An 18,559-nucleotide genomic window follows, 5' to 3' on the forward strand; every position below is an offset into this window, starting at 1 on the left:
ACCCTTTCTTATTCTTCTATATCTTCAAACTGCAAATTCGTAGGTTCTTCAGAAAGAGTCTCATAAAAGTTTTCCGCTAAGTCCGTTGATGCCACTTTTTCATCAACTTCATCTAATCGAAAACTATCCGCCCATATGCAGCCTTCTCCTGATAATAAAATGCCAAATGCAATTCCGATCGCCTCTTCTTTTATATCCAGCACAACTGAATAAGGCTCCCAGTTTGTCGTATTTTTAATTGGACGATTTTGCATATTATCCATAGCTAATGGCTCTGTATCTTTTCCATCCACACGCATCCACAGTCCTGCCCAATCTTTCACACTTTTACTTTTAATAAATGCCGTTAGGCGCAAACGTTTTCCCTTGTATTTATCAGCTTTAAACATTTGCATAAGTGTTGTAAATCCACCATGTGTAACATCCTCTTTCGCTTTTATATAAGCTGATGTTTTTCCTTGATGAACAGTTTCATAGTCTATTCCCATTTCATATTCTCCAGGGTGACTTCCACTTAACACCCATCCTTTCGGTAATCCTTTTTGCATTGAAACGCCCTCCCTTGCTATATAAAATGATTGAAAATATGTCCGATACCTTTTCGGTGGTAAATGAAACATACCTTTAAAGGCTCTAGTAAATGCTTCTTGTGAGGAAAACCCATACTGCACTGCAATATCTAATACAGATCGATTTGTCATCACTAATGCCTGTGCTGCATATGTTAATCGTCTCTTCCGAATATATGAGTTGACGCTCATTCCAATATTATCTTGAAAAACCCGATGAAAATGATACATAGACATAGCACAATAAGAAGCTACTTCTTCTAAAGTCAGTTCTTCCTCAATATGCTTTTCCATATAATCAATTGCACGTTTTAATAGTTCACCATACCTCTGCACACTCACCACTCCCTTTGCGTTTCCAATTTAACACAAATATTCCATATATTTTTTGATTTAAATTGCGATATTTCTCTCTTCGACACATAGAAATTAGAAAATCTTTTCGTACTCATGCCGTTTCCTGCAATAACAGGGTGTCTAGCAAAAAATAAGTGATTGCTCCCACAAACATGGCATTTTCTAGCTCTTTGGAACAATCACTTTTTCTTTATATTTCATCTTCTTATTATAAAAAAATATTCCTTTCCCTTACATAAAAAGATAAATATTGGAAAAACTTTATTTGAAAACAACTAAGGAGGCTTTACAAAATGAGAATTTTATTTTCAATCCTTTTGGCATTCATGCTATTACCTGCAATGACAGGCTGTACACCTAAGAAACAGGATACAACTACTGATAAGAAAACGACAGAAGGTGGAAAACAAGCAGCTAACCAAGATTTAAAATTAAGCTTTAATGAATTTGATTTAAAAGCAAACTACAAAGATACAAAGAAAGACTACGAAGCTGACTATAAACATAAAACAGCAAGTGACAAGCCCGAGGTAAAATTAGACGATAGTAAAACAAATGAAAAGCTAGCTGGAGATGAAGCATTAACAAAGCTCACTCCACTATTACAACAACTAAAATTTGATAAAGACACAAAAGATGAAGATGTCATTAATCAAGTAGTAGATGTATTCCAACTGGACAAAGACTATGAAAAATTCGACTTAGAAGTTGTCTTTACAGATGGAACGAAAAAAGAATATAAAATGCCAAAGTAAAAGGTGCACTCTAAAAGTACACCTATATATATCATAAAAATTCGAACAGATAGTAATAAAGTAGCCCTTTTAACTTTCGTCTAAAGGGCTACTTTATAATTTCTTTATTTTCATTAAAACATTTTTTATGAAATCTTTTCCCATCCATTTTGTTATAATATACTTCATATTTCTCTCTCGTAGTTGGATCAAAGTATATTTCTCCTGTAAATACATACCCATTGGGCACTTCTGTACCATGATTATCTTGTAATCTTTTATCTTTTCTCTTAGCCATTAGTAAAATAAGAAGGAAAATAATGATCTGTACAAAAAAATAGATTACAATACCTTTCCACATACTATTCAACCTTTTCTACAATAACAGCTGTACCATACGCTACAATCTCACTCATATTATGACTCAAGCTTCCTGAATCAAAACGAACCATAATAATTGCATTTGCGCCCATTGCTGCGGCATTTTCAACCATGCGGTCTAACGCATATTTTCTTGCGTCCTCAAGCATCTCTGTATACTGTAAAATCTCTCCTCCAAATAACCCTTTGAATGCAGCCATAATATCTTTCCCTAATCCTCTTGCTCGCACTGTTAATCCAAATACCGTTCCTAACGTCTGTTTCACTTCATAACCTGGTAAACCCTCCGTTGTTACAACAATCATTTCATTCAACTCCTCTCATTATTATCATTATCGATAATGATAATAATATATGTGAAAAATGTCAACATTCCTCCATTCCAATTAAATATTTATAGTCCAACAAAATATCTCTCATAAAATAAAAATAACTTTGTTTAAAAACAAAGTTATTTCGCTTCCTTCTCTTCTTTTTTAAAGCGGTCATAATAATTAACTGCTGTAGATAGGTGCACCTCAATATCGCGAATTAATGAAGTGTCGCCTTCTTTCACTAATTGGTCTAATTTTTTCACCGCTTGTTCTGTTTCATTTAAAAAGCCTGTGTATAATTCATTTTCTTTTTCTTTTGATTTTGGAACCCGAATTTCTTTACGCACATTCTCAATATCTGCTAACGTATTATCCTTTAACTTTTGGACATCTTCTTTAAACTTCGGAAGTTTCATTGCCTTTCCAGAATCCTCTTCCGCTTTTTTCCAAAGCTTCATAGCTTCATTTACTTCATTGTTAATTTTGTCTTCATATTGACTATGTACAGATTGGTACACCTTCAAATCTTCAGGATTGTCTTCTTTATGGTTTGTTTGCTCTACTTTTTCTTTCGTTTCTTGTTTTGCTTCCTTATTACTAGTACATCCTGCTAATAGTAATGCACTACTAAGCAGAATCACACCCCAAGCTTTTTGCTTCATTTCAAACTGCTCCTTTTGTTCACATGTCTTCTCTCATTATTATAGCGATAACAAGTAAAAATTTACACGTATCTGCTCTCATTTATAACTACAGCAATATTCTGTTCACAATATCGTCACTTTATCCACATTGCTTATATGACAATCCCCTTTTCTAGGTAAGAAGAATAAAACCGGCAAAGCAATACAAACTAAAAATAGAACATTTATGTAAATCAAAAAGGAGAAGACCATATTATTAAAATGGCCGACACACTTACAGAAGGTATTATAAAACAATTTCCAAATAAATTTTAATAGTGTAAAGCTCCTTCCTAAATCGGAAGAAGCTTTTCTTTTCGTCCACTACTGTAACAATTCAATACTTAAATTGCGGTTCTGTTTGCAAGTAATAACCATTTCTAACATGTCCTACCCAGTTCGCAAAGAATTCTCTCCATGAAACACTGTTAAAAAATGCGTCTATAGATTGTGTTTCAGAATTCCAGTCTAATATTAAAAATGGAGCATTTCCTAACTGCCAAATCCCTCTATTAACATCCGTTCCAGTTTCTCGAATTAATAATAATGGTAACCCATATTGATAACCCATCGATGGTTCAATTTGTGAAAACGGAGTCCCTTCCCAAAATGGTGTTTGCGGTTCAAATGGCCCAACATTTGTTCTTAAACCTTGAACAAAAAATCTTTGAAAATTGACCGCTACTAATCCATAACTAGATAATATCATTCTCCGTATACTTGTTAATGGCGCTTCAGGATATTGATCACTTCGAGGGATTGTACGAGGAAACAGAAGAGCTTGTTCAATTTCTAAAATAAGTCGATCTAAAAATTGTTGTTGCAGTTGATTTAAAGTATTTACTGTACTTAAAAATACAGGAATTCGAAAAGCTTGATCAATTGCCTGCTGCAGCTTTACAGAATGATAGACACCTTGTTCAGTATTTATATAAGGACTACCAGTTATGTTTTCTTCCATTAGTATCTCTCCTTCCTTTTTGTTAATTAGTATATGTAGTTTAAAAAAGAAAGTTTGGACACCCTCAAGTCACAAAAGTAAAGGGAATCTATTCCTTTTGATCAAAAAATTGGTTTATCACCGTAACATGGGGTTGATTTTTTGAAAGTGAATCATTTTCAATACACGGAACGAAGAGTGGCGACTCCTGCGGGAATAGCGAGGAAAGTGAGACCCCGCAGGCTTGCCGAGGAGGCTCGCTCTCGCCCGCGGAAAGCGTCCACTCGGAGTAGAGTGTACATCTATCTAAATGTCATCCCCGTCTTTTGGTGATGAACCAAAAATTATAAAATCATACAATGAAGTATTTTCTACAATTGGGGGTATAACATTTTGTTCTTTTCAAAAGTAATCGACTTATATGCCTTATATAGTTTTCACAAGAATCGCAGCAAAGAATTGTAATTTTCTTCTCTTCCTAACAAAATGTTAGAAACAATAGGCATCCAAGAATTTTATAAAACCAATTCAATCGATATTCAATTTCAAATGAAAGATGTTAATAACCCAAATTATGCTACCGGGAAATATGTTAAAGCCGACTTACAAGAACATGGAATGACTTACAATGATTTAATAAAATATTGGAGAATCACAGAACCCAACCAAACTGTTCCGGTAATGACCAAAAACAATATTCTATTAATCTCTGCCAAAAACGATCAATATGTCCATCTCGAAGATACTGATTACTTATGGAAATCATGGGGAGAACCTATGCGATATGTATATAACGGGAGACATGCTGGAATTGTCCTAAATCGCAAAAGAATTGCAACAAATACCATCAACTTTATTCAAAGAAGGATAGCTACGGAAATACACTAACAAAAAAACTATCCACCTAATGTAGTGGATAGTTCCTTCTATTTATGCATTATACAGCTTCCTTCGCCCCTGTTAACACTTTTGTACCAGCAATGGCTTCTGCATGCCTTTCTTCATCAAATTCGTTTTCACTCTTTGCGACAACGATTGTCGCAATCCCGTTTCCAATTAAGTTTACAATCGCTCTTCCTTCACTCATAAAGCGATCCACCCCAAGAAGTAACGCTAATCCTTCTAAAGGAATAACCTTTAACGCAGCTAACGTAGATGCTAATACAATAAATCCACTTCCTGTCACACCCGCAGCACCTTTAGACGTTAACATAAGTACTAAAATAATGGTAACTTGCTGTCCAATCGTTAGATCGATACCAAATACTTGTGCTAAAAAGACAACCGCCATCGATAAATAAATAGATGTACCATCAAGATTAAAGGAATAACCTGTTGGAATCACAAGACCAACAACAGATTTTGAACAGCCATATCGCTCCATCTTATTCATCATTCTTGGCAATACAGATTCAGAAGAACTTGTTCCTAATACAATTAAGATTTCATCTCGAATAAACTTTAAATAATTCCATAAACTAAATCCATAAATCTTACAAATAATATTTAAAACAACAAAAACGAATAAGAACATCGTTATATATACTGACATCATTAATTTCCCAAGTGGTACAAGCGAAGCAAGGCCAAAGTGACCAATTGTATATGCCATAGCACCAAATGCCCCGATCGGTGCAGCTTTCATTACATAGCCAATAATTTTAAAGAATACGTGTGAAAGTTTGTCTAAGAAATCAATTACTGAGTTTCCTTTCTCTCCAAGAGCCGCTAATCCTACACCAAATAAAATCGAAAAGAATAATACTTGTAAAATATCACCTTTCGCAAACGCATCAACCATATTAGACGGAACGATATGGGTTACAAACTCAATCCAGTTAAGGCCATGTCCTCCGTTTTGCGTATACTTTGATACATCTCCTTTTGCAAGCTCATTAAAGTTAAGGCCTTCTCCTGGCTTCATAACATTTACAACAATTAAACCAACAATAAGGGCAAATGTCGTTACTACCTCAAAATAAATAAGAGCTTTTCCGCCGACTTTACCAACTTTTTTCATATCTCCCATTTTGGCAATACCGAGTACAATTGTTAAGAAAATAATCGGTGCAATTACCATTTTTACTCCATTGATAAATGTGTCGCCTAACGGCTTCATTTCTTTACCAACACTTGGCCAAAGTAATCCAACTAACACCCCAAATGCAATAGCCGCTAATACTTGAAAGGTTAAGTTTTTAAAGAGACGTTTCACCTTTCTTCTCACTCCCCTGATTTTTCTAAATTTTCTATCTGTTTATTTCTAACATAATGATAGCGTTTACACGAAAAAGTGAGAAGTTTATGGTCATAACGAATATTTTGTTCATTTTGGTCTTAACTTTTCGTTTCTCGAAACACATAACGATTAATTGGCCTTCCAACTCCGCCATACTGAACTGCCAAATGAATGACACCTCTTTTTTCTAAATAGTCTAAGTAACGACGAGCCGTTACCCTAGCTATCCCAATGGCACGTGCCACATCTTCAGCAGAACGAGGTTCTTCTTGCCGCTTTACATACGTTACAATTTCATTTAATGTAAACTCGTTCAAACCTTTTGGTAAATTACTCACCGTTCTCTCAGAGCGCCCAGAATATAATAATAAATCTAGCTGCTCCTGCGAAATAGCTCCAGAATCTCTCAAACTTATTCTATATTGGCGATACTTCTCTAACGCTTGCTGGATGCGATGCAACTTAAAAGGTTTAATAATATAATCTATTGCTCCATTTTGCAGCATGAGTTTAATTGTTTCCCTATCTTTCGCAGCAGAAACAACAATTACATCTGTTTCTAATTGTTGTTTTCGAAATTCCTGTAATACTTGAATACCATCCTTTTTAGGCATAAAAATATCCAAAATAACAAGATCTGGATTCATTGTTTTTACAAAGCTAATCCCCTCCTCGCCATTGCTGGCGATAGCAATTACTTGAAACCCTTTTACACTTTTTATAAACTCTTTATTTACCTCCTGAACCATTGGATCATCTTCTATTAGCACTACTTTAAATTCCTCTTTATACGCCATACAATTCCGCCTCCATCCCCATTGGAAAAGTAATGATAAAGCTAGTTCCTTCACCTTCAAAAGATGAAATTCTAATTTCTCCTCTCCCCTTTTCAACAATTTTCTTTACTAGAAAAAGACCATAACCTGTCCCATCACGTTTATTCACAGTAAATCCTTTCTCATATAATCTCGGTAAATATTCTTCTTTTATCCCGCAGCCATTATCTTCAATTAAGATTGCACACACGTCCTCTGACTGCTCGATACTAATATCGATTCTCTTATTCGCGGCCTCAATTTGTTCAAATGATCCAAATGCGTTTTCTATTAAATTTCCTAATAAAACAACAAAATCATGTTGATCTACTTGGTATGGAAAAGCCTCCAGATAACTATTTTGATCAATGCTCACTTGAATTCCAAGCTCTTTCCCTCTACTTACTTTACTTAAAAGAAGCCCTGCAACGGCATCATTTTTAATGGTCTCATTTAGAAAATTGCTTACGCTCTCCTGCTCCTCTGAAGTGTTATAGGCAAGTTGCAGGGCTTTATCAGCTTTACCAAGCTGAATTAAACCTGCTATTGTATGAAGTTTATTCATATGCTCATGACTTTGTACACGCAGTGCCTCAACAAAGTTCTTCACCCCAGTTAATTCTTCCGCAAGTTTTGTTACCTCCGTACGATCTTGGAAAATTGCCACAGCTCCAATTAATTCATTACCCTTCTTAATAGGTATACGATTACTTAAAATGACCTTGCCACTTACTTTTATCTCTTCATTGTATACTGCTTGATTTTTCTCCACGATTTCTGGAAGCCTTGTATCTTGTAATATTTTACGAATAGGTTGTCCAACAACATCACCATTTACATGAAAAACTCGCTTCGCTTTCTCATTAAAAACCGTGATTATTTCTTGATTATCAATGGCAATCACCCCTTCATTCATGGAATGAAAGGTTGCTGTTCTTTCTTCAAGTATTCTTTTAATCTCATATGGCTCCAACTGAAACATCTGTTTTTTGATATGATTAGCAAGCATTAATGAACCTATCAATCCAAGTATTAAAGTTAAGACGACGATAAAAAGAATCTCTCCCTTTAATTCATTCATAATCTCAAAGAAGTTTGGTATCTTATTTCCTACAACAACAACGCCAATTTGGTTTAAATTTTGATCTTTAATAGGCATAAAAGCACGAATGACAGTCCCTATTTCTCCCTGTGCTTTTGAAAAATAAATATGTTCTGCAAACGCCGCCTCTTCATCTGCTCCTTTCGAATGTTTTCCAATCATTTCTTTCACGGGATGCGAATATCGGACTCGTTCCATATTCATGACGACAATATAATCTGTTTCATTAATGACTCTAATATTTTCAATCACAGAATTTAATGTCATCCATCCATTTGTTTCTTGAAGAGACTTCTTTACATCTGACATTTCTACTACCGTTCGTGCCGTATTCATCGATCTAATTCTTAATTCTGTCTCTTCCTTTTGCTGAATATTTGCGACGATAATCCCGCCACCAATCATGAGTGAAACGATAACAACTGCATAAGAAAGAATCGTAATCTTCCAACGGATTGGTAAATCCCTCACACTTAGCACTCCTTTCCCCTAAAAGCATCTTTACGAATAGAAATCTTCTAGGTATGCTTACAATAAAGTGAAACTTCCATCAGTGACGCATTTCTCACTGATGGTTAGTTGAACCAATCGGGCTTTTACGGACAGTTTTCCCCCACCTAACTTCCTTGCTTCTCTCTGAATCTTGAGGTGGGGGGCTTACTGCTCGTTAATAGCGGGATAACGACTTCAAAAGGAGAACGACGATGAAAAAAGCAGCTACCTTTATACTCCTTTTCACCATTTCCATTGCAAGCGCTTTATTTCTTTATTATCAGAGTCACCCTCCTCACAATGAACTCTCATATGACGATGACCAAGAAGGACTAAAAGACCAACTCGTCTTTAAATTTAGTCATGTTGTTGCAGAAAACACACCAAAGGGACTTGCTGCCAACAAATTTGCGGAACTCGTGAATGAAAAATCAAATGGTAAAATAAAAATAGAGGTCTTCCCTAACGGCAGCTTATATTCTGATATAGAAGAATTTCGCGCTTTAAAATCCGGACAAGTACAATTTATTGCTCCTTCCACATCAAAACTTGGAACGTTCTCCCCTGAATGGGGTGTACTTGATTTACCATTTGCTTTTTCAAATTATGAAGCCTTGCAAGAAGGCTTAAACGGAAAAATTGGGGAACAGTTACTTCAATCCTTACAAAAAGATGGAATAAAAGGGCTCGCCCACTGGTCCAACGGCTTTAAGCAGCTCACTTCAAACAAAGGACCTATTTATACACCAAAAGATATACAAGGACAATCTTTTCGCATTATGCAAAGTAATGTCATCCAATCTCAATTTGATTTATTAAAGGTTAAATCGCATCAAGATGCATTCAATTCTACATATCAATTAATTGAATCAGGAAAAGTTGACGGTGAAGAAAATACCATTTCAAATATCTACTCTAAAAAATTCTATAACGTTCAAAACTATTTGACAATTAGTAACCACGGATATTTAGGATACGTTGTCATGATGGATCAAAAAACTTGGAACGAGCAAGCTCCCAAAACAAAGCAAATATTAACGGAAGCAATGGAAGAAACTACTACTTGGAATAATCAACAAGCCGCTCAAATAAATAAAGAACAACTTGAACTTATTAAACAAAACTCATCGATTCAAATTCATGAACTAAACAATGAACAACGAAAAGATTGGGAAATAACACTATTACCTATATATGATAAACTTGCTCCTACGATTGGAGAAGATTTGGTAGAAGAGTTGAAGGAATTACAAAGGAAGCATCGAGCACAAGAACTACAATCACAAAAGCCATAAAATAAAAAAATCCGTCCATTCTTAATGATTATAAGAAGAGAAGGAAACCGGATCCATTAAAGTTGGCAAAAAAGCAGACCTTGTTGTATTAGATAAAAATTTATTTAAAGTTCCAAAACATGATATTTATAAGACAAAAATTTTACTTACTCTTTTGAAAGGAAAAGAAACGTATCGTCATACAGATTTCCATTAATCTTTTTCCCCACTGACTAGCTGATACCGCTTGAAGTGGGGGTTCTTATTTGACTAACAAGTAAAACACTCAAGTGGAGTTTATGTACTATTAAGACACCACGAATGATTGACGTAAATCAAAGGTGTTGTTAAAATTATTACTGGAATTAATGTGAAAGTAATCACAAACTTCAATTATTAATGTGAACTAATTCACAAAGTGTATTTTTTAATGTGAAATCATTCACAAATATTAACCTTATTTCTTAAAAAGGAGTTATACGTCATGAAAAGAATCGTAACACTTAGCACTCGTAAACTGACAGATACGGTAAAACACGGTGGATGTGGTGCATGCCAAACATCTTGCCAATCCGCTTGCAAAACGTCTTGCGGAGTTGCAAATCAAAAGTGTGAAAACACAATGAACAGATAGGAAACAAGACATGTACCGCCCAGCTGCTTCCCAGATGGGCGGCCATTTTTATCCCGTATTAACAGGTATAACGGAAGTTTCACTTTATAAATAAAAGGAGCTTGATTATCAAGTATGATTCATCAATATAAACTAAACGGCTACAACATCGTGCTCGATACCTATAGTGGATCAGTACATGTTGTCGACGATCTCGCCTATGAAATTATTGCGCTTTATGAAACTACTCCTGCGGAAGCAATCGTAACGATGATACTGGAAAAATACGCACATGATGCAGGCATCTCTGAGCAAGACATTCGAGAAACAATCGCAGATATTGAAGAGTTGAAAAATGATGGACAACTCTTTACTGAGGATGAATATAAGAATCTCTCAGTTGATTTAAGAAATCGCCAAACTTATGTAAAGGCCCTCTGTCTCAACGTCGCACATACATGCAACCTATCATGCGAATACTGCTTTGCCAGCCAAGGAAAATACAACGGAAACAGAGCAATCATGAGCTATGAGGTTGGCAAAGGAGCTATCGATTATCTATTGGAAAACTCCGGTCACCATCGAAACCTCGACGTCGACTTCTTCGGCGGAGAACCGCTTATGGCCTGGAAAGTTGTTAAACAAATTGTGACTTACGCAAGAAGCAAGGAAAAAGAGTACAAAAAGACTTTTCGCTTCACCTTCACAACAAATGGTATGCTCTTAAACGATGAGGTCACTGATTTCCTAAATAAGGAAATGTACAATGTCGTATTAAGTCTTGATGGCAGAAAAGAAGTCCACGATCACCTGCGTAAAACAGTAACTGGAAAGGGAAGCTACGATTATATCGTTCCGAAGTTCCAGGAATTCGTCGAAAAGCGTGGAGATCAAGAATACTATGTGCGTGGAACCTACACCCACAACAACGTTGACTTCACCAATGACATTTTTCATATCGCAGATCTTGGGTTCGACAAGCTCTCCATGGAACCGGTTATCTGTGATCCGCGGGAACCATATGCGCTCACCGAAAAGGACCTCCCAGAGATTTACAACCAGTACGAAATTCTAGCCAAGGAAATGCTAAAGCGTGAAGAAGAAGGTAATGGCTTCACCTTCTACCATTACATGCTCGATCTCTCTGAAGGCCCTTGCATCCAAAAGAGAATTTCAGGATGTGGCTCAGGAACTGAATATCTCGCTGTCACGCCATGGGGTGAGCTCTTCCCTTGTCATCAATTCGTTGGAGATCAAGAATACAGTATGGGAAACATCTGGGATGGAATCACAAAACAAGAGACGCAGTGCCAATTTAAAGAAAGCAACTGTTATTCTAAGCCGGAATGTCAGAACTGCTGGGCGAAGCTTTACTGCAGCGGCGGCTGCCCTGCCAATGCGCTGCACGCAACTGGCTCTATCAATGGAATCTACGATTTCAGTTGTGACATCTTCCGTAAGAGAGTCGAATGTTCCATGATGGTTAAAGTAGCTGAATCCATGAGAGCTATGGAAAAAGCTGAATAAGTACAAGGATATAATAAGAGGCTAAGAAATAAGTCAACGTTTGACTTATGCTCAGCCTCTTTAAAGATTTTTATACTTGTATACTCAAAAACCCTTTGATTTGTTTTTGGATGGTAAAACATGTTGCTCTATTTTTTCATATAGAGTAAGCAATTGTGTAATAAAAGAAAATCTCGGTACGAACCAATACGAAAATAACGCTGAAATACATCCTATTAAAGCTCCTATTACAACATCAAAAGGATAATGAACACCTACCCAAATACGAGAGATCGCTACACAACATGCAAGTATAAGCCATAACCAGCCCGTCTTTTTACGAACAAGCCATAACGAGGAACAAATTGAAAAAAAGAGAATCGTATGGTCACTAGGGAATGAATTATCTACAGCATGGTCGACAAGTTTATTAACATCCGGCAACACCGCAAACGGTTGATAATTGAAATAAAATTCCCCTGCTATTTTTCCAATCACCTCCGCAATTACAAAAGCAATCATCGCCTGAATAACCATCATCCTACCTTTTCTGGACCCGGTAAACCAATAAACGATAATAATTAAGCATAAAATATATACCATATATTCCGCCAAAAACACCATGGCTGAGTTTAAGAACGAATATTGTTTACCTAAATCATTAATTGCTCGAAAAACATCAATATTGAATTGAGAAAAAGACATTTTCAAACCCCTCCTTTATCGTAAGGCGATAGACTGATTGCCATATACCTTCTTGTATGCCTCTCATTTTATTATCGGAAAAAAGGTTTAAATGGGACTTAACTACTTCTTAACTATTTCTTAACTAAGAAATAGAAAATGTAATTGCAAAAGCCCATTTCTTCACAGGAAATGAAAAAACACGAGGAAAATTACTTCTCCCTCGTGCGAAAACACCATTAAAATAACAACCAGAACATTATGCATTGTTTGAACTGCCCCTTATATTTTGATAGGAGGTGTGATCCAGAACTTGTGGTAAAATAAAAAAACTTGATACGGTTACATTCCATAAAGAAGGAGGGTTAATCTTGAACCCAATTCATGATCATGTTAAAGAAGATTTAAACATTTTATTCGTCGGCTTTAATCCAAGTATTCGCTCAAGTGAGGCAGGACATCACTTCGCCAATCCCAATAACCGCTTTTGGAAAATTCTCTATGAAGCAGGATTAACTCCCAAAAAATATGATGCTTCGGAAGATTATAAACTGTTGGATCTAGATATGGGTCTTACAAACATAGTAGCAAGACCAACTAAGGCAGCGGATGAAATTACAAAAGAAGAGTATAAAGAAGGAAAAGAGATTTTAAAACAAAAAATTATACGGTTAAAACCAAAAGTAGTCTGTTTTGTTGGGAAAGGTGTTTATCAGGAATATAGTGGACAAAAAGTAGCCCCCTGGGGACAGCAGTCTGAACCAGTCATATCTGGAACAATTGACTTTGTTGCGCCATCCTCAAGCGGATTAGTAAGAATGAAACTTGAAGAAATTGTAGGGATTTATAAGCAGCTTGCTAAATTAGTATATAAATAAAACATCGACGGGTAGGCAAGCCCATCCGATTTTTATTTAATCCTCCTACATTTTTATTGCACCTTCGTTCCGATGACCACGTTGGCATCCAACTCTTCAAAACTAGCCAACTGCGTTATCAACCCATTACGAGTGAATATCTCGACAGTATGCGGCGCCTGCCGCTCACTCGTCTCAACAAGCAGATACCCGCCAGGTGCCAGCCAAAGTAAGGCCTCAGCCGCCACCCGCCTCTGTATATCAAGCCCGTCCGTTCCCCCGTCGAGCGCCACACGCGCCTCGTGTATGCGAGCCTCGGAGGGAAGCAGCCTGATTGCCTCGGTGGGTACATAAGGTGCGTTCGCAACTAGGACATCGACGCGGCCGCGCAGTGTGGCGGGCAATGGTTCATAGAGGTCACCTTCGTACACACGACCACCGGTTGCAGTGACGTTGCGCTTCGCGCAACGCACCGCAGCAGGGTCAATGTCGGAGGCGTATAACTCAATCCGTTCCTGCATTGCACCTAGTACAGCGCCAAGCGCCCCTGAACCACAGCACAGGTCAACCACGACAGCTCCTGGCCGAGTGAGCTCGGCAGCCTGGCGGACGAGAAACTCTGTACGATAGCGAGGTACGAAGACTCCCGGGTCCATCGCTATCCGCAGACCACAAAACTCCGCCCATCCGGTGATGTGTTCGAGGGGCAAACCAGCTACTCGCCGGTTCACCATGGCGGCGAGCTCAGCCGGCGTCATGGCCGCAGAAATAAGCAACTGGGCCTCATCTTCGGCGAAAACACAACCAGCGGCCTGAAGCCTGTTAACGATCATTGTATAAATGGTGTCCCCATAAAAACCACCACATTCGGCTTTCTCAAGGTTCAAAGATGCTTTCCTTGAATCCATAACATTCCCCTCCTGCCCATCTTCACATTCTACTCATTAGATTAGTGGCTTACATTGCCGTTCAGTTTAACCCTCTTTCCAGTCTAAAACTTTAGTTTCTATCTGAAAGTTGGAGCTAGAATTTTTCTTATTACGCTTTACAAAAAAACACCCCAAAAGAGATGTCATCATAATCTCTCTTGGTGTGTTTTTAAATGACTTTATTATCACAAACATGAAAACAATTAAAATTCGTTTTGGTGTTTTTTTTACCTATAATTTAGGAATTTACTTTTTTTCCATTACTGCAAAATAATTATTTTCATGATCAGCAAAGTTAAATATTCTACCAGAAGGCATATTTACAATTTCTCCGACTGTAACATTTTTGTGTGATAAGTCACTATATAAATTATCGAAATTTTCCGAGAAGAACATTAAAGAAGGTGTTCCAAGATTTAATTCAGGCGACATTTTCGCAATAAATTCCTTATTATGGAGAATAATACTTGTTTCAGCTTCTTTAGTTGGAGCAATTTCAATCCATCTAAACCCTTGGCCGTTATCTTCCTCAGAAACTACACCGAACCCTACTTTTTCTGTCCAAAATTGCACTGCCTCATCTTGGTTATTTACATATAACATAATTTGACCGACTTTATTAATCATTTACTTTCCCCACTTTCTTCTATTTCAGTTAATATTGATTTTTTCATTTAACATTTCATTATACTTTGAGATTCATCATATAATCGCCTAATGATTATAACAAATATAAAGCCTAAACAATTTTTTCATCGTTCCCTTAATTACAATACTGATCCACTAACTTATTTAGACGTTCTATATTTTCTGAAGATACATTTTCTGATAATCTTGCCGCAGTAATAATAGGAGCCCATCCAAAAACTTCATCCCTAGATAAACCCGTATTTTTACAATATATACGTAAATACATTTCAGCTAATTCTACTGAAGACTGTGAATACAATAGATACGTTTGATATATATCTGCCCGAATGTCTCCCGAGCTAGAATCAACCCAATCAATAATATTCACGTTATCGTTACTCATGATCAAATTAAATGGATGAAAATCTCCATGACATAGCCTAGGTTCAAATACCATTGAATCCAATTTTCTTAATAATTTATCCTTTTGTTTTTCATCTAAATGATGTACGGATTCAATCTGGCGATGTAGTTTTTTCACCATCGGTTCAAGTAAATTTGAATCAACAACAACAGCATGCATCTTTTGTTGCACATTGACGCAAACACTTATGTAATGCTCAGCTAGCTTCATATCACTCATTAAGAGATCACCTACTGTTTTCCCTTTCACATATTCCATTACAATTGCCTGTCTACCCTCTATTTTTGTAACTTCTAATACCTTTGGAACATGAAGCCCACATGAATAAGCGTATTCTTGTTTCTTTGTCTCGTATAAAGATTCTGTACTTGGAAAGTGTTTTTTAAACACTTTCACAATTTTATTATCACAAAGATATATCTTTGCGGTATTTCCTGTAGCTATTGGATCACCCAGGTTCAATTATTTTCTCCCCTTGAAATAATTTATAATACTGTCAAATTCGGTGTAATGATAGTGAAATCCTTCTGCCGCTAGATTGTACTTTTAGTTAATAAAAAAGAATCCATTTGATTAATCAAAATGGATTCTTTTTCAGCAAATTTAAGTTTCGATTTTATAAAAAGGTTTAATCATTTTCTTTTTACCATAAAAACACCCTTTAGATAATCGTATCTAAAGGGGGAAGACATCGTGACTTTATTTCAAATCCACAGCTTCTGTTACAAATATCTTTAAGAATTAACAACAGACCGTTCTTCTTCACTTAAACCAAGCGTCTGCGCTGTTGAAGTAGAAATTTTTTGGAAAAGCTCTGGGTTTTCCACTAGTGACACGCCATAAGAAGGAATCATTTCTTTTATTTTCGGTTCCCACTCTTTCATACGTTGTGGGAAGCATTTTTCTAATACCTCAAGCATAACATGAACGGCAGTAGAAGCACCCGGAGAAGCACCGAGTAATGCAGCTACCGAGCCATCAGCGGCACTAACAACTTCCGTACCAAATTGAAGTGTTCCTTTACCACTTGCAGTATCTTTGATCACTTGCACACGTTGGCCTGCTACCACTATACCCCAATCTTCGCTTTTTGCGTTTGGGATAAACTCGCGTAATTCTTCCATGCGTTTTTCATTCGATAACATAACTTGTTGGATCAAATATTTTGTCAATCCCATTTCTTTTACGCCTGCTGCCAACATTGTGAAGAGGTTATTCGGTTTTACAGAACTTATCAAATCAAAATTTGAACCAGTTTTTAAGAACTTTGGTGAGAAGCCGGCAAACGGTCCAAACAACAATGTTTTCTTGTTGTCGATATATCTTGTATCAAGATGCGGAACAGACATTGGTGGAGCACCAACCTTAGCTTTACCGTATACTTTTGCATGGTGCTGCGCTATAACTTCCGGATTGTTACATACCATAAATAATCCGCTTACCGGGAATCCTCCAATATGTTTTGACTCAGGAATACCAGTTTTTTGTAGTAAAGGCAGACTTCCGCCCCCACCGCCGATGAAAACAAATTTCGCAGTATGATATTCGATTTTACCGCTATCGATATCATGTACCTTCACTTCCCATGAACCATCGCTAGTACGTTTAATATCCTGAACACTATGCTTGTAGTTTATCTCGACGTTTTTACTCTGTAAGTGATTAAACAACATGCGTGTTAACGCACCAAAGTTAACATCCGTTCCAGAGTCGATTTTCGTTGCCGCCATCGGTTCATTCGATGTACGACCTTCCATAATAAGCGGGATCCATTCCTTCAGCTTTTCAGGATCATCAGAAAATTCCATCCCTTGAAACAGGGAATTATTTGAAAGCGCTTCAAAACGTCTTTTCAAAAATGTTACATTTTTTTCCCCTTGTACTAAACTCATATGAGGTATTGGCATGATAAAGTCCTGTGGATTACGAATCAGCTTGCTGTTTACAAGATAAGACCAAAACTGTCTTGAAAGCTGAAACTGTTCATTAATTTTTATAGCTTTGCTAATATCTACAGATCCGTCAGATTTTTCGGATGTATAGTTAAGCTCACACAGCGCAGCATGGCCCGTACCCGCATTATTCCATTCGTTAGAGCTTTCTTCTCCCGCGCTTGCGAGTTTCTCAAACACTTTGATTTCCCATTCAGGTACTAATTCTTTCAGTAATGAGCCTAAAGTCGCACTCATAACTCCGGCACCAATTAAGATAACGTCTGTTTTCTTCTGCATTTTGCTCATGATAACCTTCCTCATCCCCTATATTTACAAAAAAGGGTTGGCGCTCCTGCTTAGATGTCACAAAAAGCACTGCGCCACCTAGACCCCACCTAGGAACACACCTTTTCTGTCTCAATTATAACCGTTCATATTCTATTATAATTATTTACAAGGTAAAATATCTACTGTTATCTGATAATTATAAACTATTTAAAGCTGTTTAAAAAGGAAGAATTTCATCCAGAAGGCCCTAACTCAGCTTCTTGCAAGGGTTAAGACTTTAGTTTACCGTTACTTGTGGTATGGTTCTCAGCAGTTAATAGTTTGGAGTAAAGTCTGATTCTTCTCTGCCTATGTTATGTGACGTATAACTTTATGAAAAGTCCTAGGACAGATAAACGTGCCCTAGAGATTTTGATTGATAGGACGTTTTTTACTATAACGGAAATATCGGTTTCAATATAAATTTTGCTAGAAAGCCTCTCTTCTACTTTTCCATTTGTAGCACTTTTGGCAGTTCAGCATTCATTAATAATTCGGGGAATTTCCCTTCGATTATCGCCATCCTTTTAATGAACAATTAGACACCTTAATTTTACTATATTCCTTTATACTCAAATTGAACATACAATTTGATGAAATTAGGACAAACTTTATACTGTCTCATAAAGTGTGCTTTTTAACATCCACTTGGATGGTGCAAGATACTAGAAAAAAGGGCCGGATAGGTTAAGAATAGTTTTTGAAGGGCGAAACTATCGTTCTATTTATTCGTGTTCGCAGATATGAATGAATAG

At 36.8% G+C, this 18,559-nt stretch carries 18 protein-coding genes and 2 pseudogenes; 7 read left to right on the forward strand and 13 right to left on the reverse strand.

Features of this window, described 5'->3' with window-relative positions; all coding sequences use genetic code 11:
* Positions 1-8 precede the first annotated feature (8 nt).
* Positions 9-863, reverse strand: a complete 855-nt coding sequence (locus tag AB1280_RS17050) for a helix-turn-helix transcriptional regulator (protein ID WP_429757360.1) — start codon at positions 861-863, stop codon at positions 9-11.
* A 356-nt stretch (positions 864-1,219) separates the two neighbouring features.
* Between AB1280_RS17050 and AB1280_RS17055 the strand changes: the two genes are divergently transcribed.
* Complete coding sequence (locus tag AB1280_RS17055; protein ID WP_272190906.1) at positions 1,220-1,681, forward strand: YusW family protein; 462 nt, start codon at positions 1,220-1,222, stop codon at positions 1,679-1,681.
* Positions 1,682-1,769: 88 nt separating this feature from the next.
* Here the strand turns inward: AB1280_RS17055 and AB1280_RS17060 are convergent, their stop codons facing one another.
* From AB1280_RS17060 to AB1280_RS17075, 4 genes are all read right to left on the reverse strand, one after another.
* The gene (locus tag AB1280_RS17060) at positions 1,770-2,021 is read right to left on the reverse strand and encodes a hypothetical protein (RefSeq protein WP_429756542.1); all 252 of its coding nucleotides are present in this window, start codon (positions 2,019-2,021) and stop codon (positions 1,770-1,772) included.
* A 1-nt stretch (position 2,022) separates the two neighbouring features.
* Positions 2,023-2,346, reverse strand: a complete 324-nt coding sequence (locus tag AB1280_RS17065) for a YbjQ family protein (protein ID WP_429756543.1) — start codon at positions 2,344-2,346, stop codon at positions 2,023-2,025.
* Between the two features lie 146 nt (positions 2,347-2,492).
* Positions 2,493-3,017, reverse strand: coding sequence for a hypothetical protein (locus AB1280_RS17070; protein ID WP_429756544.1), 525 nt, complete (start codon positions 3,015-3,017; stop codon positions 2,493-2,495).
* A 358-nt stretch (positions 3,018-3,375) separates the two neighbouring features.
* The gene (locus tag AB1280_RS17075; RefSeq protein WP_429756545.1) at positions 3,376-3,999 is read right to left on the reverse strand and encodes a hypothetical protein; all 624 of its coding nucleotides are present in this window, start codon (positions 3,997-3,999) and stop codon (positions 3,376-3,378) included.
* Positions 4,000-4,560: 561 nt separating this feature from the next.
* Between AB1280_RS17075 and AB1280_RS17080 the strand changes: the two are divergent.
* Positions 4,561-4,866 (forward strand): annotated as a pseudogene (locus AB1280_RS17080) (alpha/beta hydrolase); the annotation flags it as partial.
* 49 nt (positions 4,867-4,915) lie between these two features.
* On the opposite strand, the gene dctP reads toward AB1280_RS17080, so the two are convergent.
* The 3 genes from dctP to AB1280_RS17095 form a co-directional block, all read right to left on the reverse strand.
* Entirely contained in the window at positions 4,916-6,193 is a 1,278-nt protein-coding gene (dctP, locus tag AB1280_RS17085; protein WP_429756546.1) for a C4-dicarboxylate transporter DctP, read from the reverse strand.
* 122 nt (positions 6,194-6,315) lie between these two features.
* Positions 6,316-7,014: a response regulator gene (locus AB1280_RS17090; RefSeq protein WP_429756547.1), complete on the reverse strand. Its 699-nt coding sequence runs from the start codon at positions 7,012-7,014 to the stop codon at positions 6,316-6,318.
* On the reverse strand, positions 7,004-8,605 hold the full coding sequence (locus AB1280_RS17095) for an ATP-binding protein (protein ID WP_429756548.1): 1,602 nt from the start codon (positions 8,603-8,605) through the stop codon (positions 7,004-7,006). The genes AB1280_RS17090 and AB1280_RS17095 overlap by 11 nt, the downstream gene beginning before the upstream one ends.
* 233 nt (positions 8,606-8,838) lie before the next feature.
* Here AB1280_RS17095 and AB1280_RS17100 point away from each other — a divergent pair, with 233 nt between their 5' ends.
* From AB1280_RS17100 to scfB, 4 genes and pseudogenes are all read left to right on the forward strand, one after another.
* Positions 8,839-9,921, forward strand: a complete 1,083-nt coding sequence (locus AB1280_RS17100; protein WP_429756549.1) for a TRAP transporter substrate-binding protein — start codon at positions 8,839-8,841, stop codon at positions 9,919-9,921.
* 37 nt (positions 9,922-9,958) lie between these two features.
* A pseudogene (locus tag AB1280_RS17105) lies at positions 9,959-10,117 on the forward strand (amidohydrolase family protein); the annotation flags it as partial.
* 267 nt (positions 10,118-10,384) lie between these two features.
* Positions 10,385-10,534, forward strand: a complete 150-nt coding sequence (gene scfA / locus AB1280_RS17110; RefSeq protein WP_079999468.1) for a six-cysteine ranthipeptide SCIFF — start codon at positions 10,385-10,387, stop codon at positions 10,532-10,534.
* 114 nt (positions 10,535-10,648) lie between these two features.
* The gene (gene scfB, locus AB1280_RS17115; protein ID WP_272190894.1) at positions 10,649-12,040 is read left to right on the forward strand and encodes a thioether cross-link-forming SCIFF peptide maturase; all 1,392 of its coding nucleotides are present in this window, start codon (positions 10,649-10,651) and stop codon (positions 12,038-12,040) included.
* 84 nt (positions 12,041-12,124) lie between these two features.
* On the opposite strand, the gene AB1280_RS17120 is transcribed toward scfB, so the two are convergent.
* On the reverse strand, positions 12,125-12,724 hold the full coding sequence (locus AB1280_RS17120; protein ID WP_429756550.1) for an undecaprenyl-diphosphatase: 600 nt from the start codon (positions 12,722-12,724) through the stop codon (positions 12,125-12,127).
* Between the two features lie 350 nt (positions 12,725-13,074).
* Here AB1280_RS17120 and AB1280_RS17125 point away from each other — a divergent pair, with 350 nt between their 5' ends.
* Complete coding sequence (locus AB1280_RS17125; protein WP_272190890.1) at positions 13,075-13,581, forward strand: mismatch-specific DNA-glycosylase; 507 nt, start codon at positions 13,075-13,077, stop codon at positions 13,579-13,581.
* A gap of 53 nt (positions 13,582-13,634) precedes the next feature.
* On the opposite strand, the gene AB1280_RS17130 is transcribed toward AB1280_RS17125, so the two are convergent.
* The 4 genes from AB1280_RS17130 to AB1280_RS17145 form a co-directional block, all read right to left on the reverse strand.
* Positions 13,635-14,393, reverse strand: a complete 759-nt coding sequence (locus AB1280_RS17130) for a putative protein N(5)-glutamine methyltransferase (protein WP_429757361.1) — start codon at positions 14,391-14,393, stop codon at positions 13,635-13,637.
* Between the two features lie 342 nt (positions 14,394-14,735).
* Positions 14,736-15,116 carry a VOC family protein gene (locus AB1280_RS17135; RefSeq protein ID WP_429756551.1) on the reverse strand — a complete coding sequence of 127 codons (381 nt, stop codon included), beginning with the start codon at positions 15,114-15,116 and terminating at the stop codon, positions 14,736-14,738.
* A gap of 136 nt (positions 15,117-15,252) precedes the next feature.
* Entirely contained in the window at positions 15,253-16,005 is a 753-nt protein-coding gene (locus tag AB1280_RS17140) for a phosphotransferase family protein (RefSeq protein ID WP_272190886.1), read from the reverse strand.
* 272 nt (positions 16,006-16,277) lie between these two features.
* On the reverse strand, positions 16,278-17,783 hold the full coding sequence (locus AB1280_RS17145) for a malate:quinone oxidoreductase (RefSeq protein ID WP_429756552.1): 1,506 nt from the start codon (positions 17,781-17,783) through the stop codon (positions 16,278-16,280).
* Positions 17,784-18,559: the final 776 nt, after the last annotated feature.

It is taken from the genome of Bacillus sp. S10(2024) (genome assembly GCF_050473865.1).
Lineage (GTDB): Bacteria > Bacillota > Bacilli > Bacillales > Bacillaceae_G > Bacillus_A.